General features: G+C 49.1%; 3 protein-coding genes. 1 reads left to right on the top strand and 2 read right to left on the bottom strand.

Features of this window, described 5'->3' with window-relative positions:
* The first annotated feature begins 204 nt into the window (after positions 1–204).
* Positions 205–858 (top strand): transposase family protein, encoded by a 654-nt coding sequence (locus ACKFKF_RS34870; protein ID WP_446871912.1) that lies wholly within the window; start codon positions 205–207, stop codon positions 856–858.
* A gap of 65 nt (positions 859–923) precedes the next feature.
* On the opposite strand, the gene ACKFKF_RS34865 is transcribed toward ACKFKF_RS34870, so the two are convergent.
* Both ACKFKF_RS34865 and ACKFKF_RS34860 read right to left on the bottom strand, forming a co-directional pair.
* The gene (locus ACKFKF_RS34865; protein WP_446871911.1) at positions 924–1,448 is read right to left on the bottom strand and encodes a siphovirus Gp157 family protein; all 525 of its coding nucleotides are present in this window, start codon (positions 1,446–1,448) and stop codon (positions 924–926) included.
* Positions 1,449–1,895: 447 nt separating this feature from the next.
* Positions 1,896–2,230: hypothetical protein (locus ACKFKF_RS34860; protein WP_446871910.1), on the bottom strand; the 335-nt coding region annotated here is incomplete at its 5' end.

Raw genomic sequence — 2,230 nt, 5'->3', positions numbered from 1 at the left:
GAAACCCTGGGATTGTGTCTGTTCTACTTGCGGCACGATCCCCCCTTTGAGGGGTAGGGCTGATTCATTCTGATTAAGGGAAAATCAAGGAAACCCAAAACCCTGATTCTTTCATTTGGATGGTTCTTAGCAACTAATGAGGGAATCGGCTGTTCGCTTTTCTCTCCCTAGAATAAATCAACCCTACCCTTTGAGGGGTTGGGGATGCTGTTCGAGGTGTCCAAAAGTGAAGCACATGAGACGTTCCATGAGGGGTTGAAACTGCTGCGACAGGGGTTGCCTGCGAGTTTGTTCGAGGAGTTTGGTCATGACCCCTATCTGTGGTCAGTGGTGCAGGCGTTGTGGCAGGCGGAAGTGCTATTGGCTGACAGTCCCGAACAAGCCAGAGAACGTCCGGGTGATTATGCCGCCCAAAAGACCTGTTACTCAGGCAAAAAGCGACAGCACACCCAGAAAACGGGACTGTTGGGCACCGCCGATGGGCAAGAGACTGTCGATGTGATGGCAGGGGTTCCAGGACCCACTGCTGATATCCATCTTCTGCGGCAACATCAGGAACGCCTCGATCCCCAGCAGCAGTTTATGGGCGATAAAGCCTACCAAGGAGCCGAGCGCACCACCACACCCCACAAGAAGCCAAGAAATAAACAACTGAGCGAATCCCAACGCAGCGAAAACCAGGGGATTTCGGGTCAGCGCATCTTCATCGAACCCCTGATTCGTCGCTTGAAGATCTTTCGGATTCTCACCCATCGGTTTCGCCTGCATTCGTGGCCCTATGAGTCCGTGATGTTGACCATTTGTGGACTGGTGAGATTACGATTGGGCAGGCTTGATTTCACGAATTACAACTTTTGAAATCGGGAGAAAGCCCATGTCTTGAGCCACGCGATGTTGAACAGTCGTTTCTGTTAGAAACTGCCTCAACCCCTGATGCTACCGTTCTTGAACAATCCTGGTGGAATGACCTCAAACCCAGCAGCAGTCTCGCTTGTAAATTCTCGGAAAGGTCTAATGACTTTCTTTTTGCGGAACTCATCTGGCAAGTCTTCTGCATCCACCAGTAGCTCACAACTGGGAGGATTTTCGCGAATGGTGATGCGGAGTGAATGTCCGACGACTTCATCGGGCAGCCCCCCGGCTGTGTTTTGCTTCAGAATGCTTTGATCAAGTGTCTGTCGCCATCGCTCCAGGCGATCGAGTGCCTCTTGATGTATTGCTTTCAGGTATTCCAGTCGTTGTTTGACACCTGCGATCTCTGCGTCAAGCTGAAATGCGATCTCTGCGTGAAGATCGATCGCATCTTCTTGCGCCTCCTGGGTTTCCCAAATCGCTGCAAGGAGTTCAGCTTCTTCCTCGGTTGTTTGGGAGTGAGTAAGCAGATCCCAAAGTTCGGCTGCTGCTTGAGAGAGTCCTATTAGAGATTGTTGAGCGAGAGGGAAGGTCATGATTACCACCTCCCACAAGATTCGTAATAATCTCGTTCTGATTCAATGTCTGCCAAAATCATCAGAGTGCCTGGATTAATTTCTTCTGAGGATTGCTCGGATTCAAGAGAGAGATCAGGATGGGTAATTGTCAGCAATGTTGAGTGATTTGTAGAACTGGTTATCAGAGCTTGCATAAAGGGGTAGCCTTAATCACACTGCATGAACCAGCGCGATAGCGCACTACCTTTGTGCCATAAACCGTCGAGGATTTCTGGCGCATACAGTACACCGAATTTCTCGGTTCCCTTAAACCCTAATTTCCAGGTGTGCGAATTAGTTTACCGCTATGGGTATGAATAATCAATCCACACCAAGCACCATACCAGGCAAGGCTGCTATCAGTGCTGTAAACCAAGCTCCGAAGGTGTTTCTGCTAGAAATCCCACCGAGGTAGAAGTAGATAAGCTACTCGCTATCTTGTTGCAGAGTTGTTAGAGCGTTTTGAATAAGTAGTAGCGTGTCTTCGTCAGGAACGGGCACGAGCTGATAAATCCGGGTATTTTGGGTGTTATAACCAAAGTCCTCAATCAACGAGGCAACCAGTTCCACTGCACGCTGGAGTGTACCGTAGGTGTGGGGTTCTTCTACTGGCAAAATGGGATAGAAAGTCTCCGGTTCTGTCCACGGTAAAGGTTCATCGACCTTAACTACTACGAAAGTTGGAAGATTTGAGTTTAGTGATTCAGACCTAAGTACAGGACAAAAGCTTGCAAAAACTAAGCAGGAAAGGGTTTCATGAG

Source organism: Phormidesmis sp. 146-12, assembly GCF_052939495.1.
Note: the sequence above shows the minus strand (reverse complement) of the source record. Positions and strands in the feature narration are given on the sequence as shown.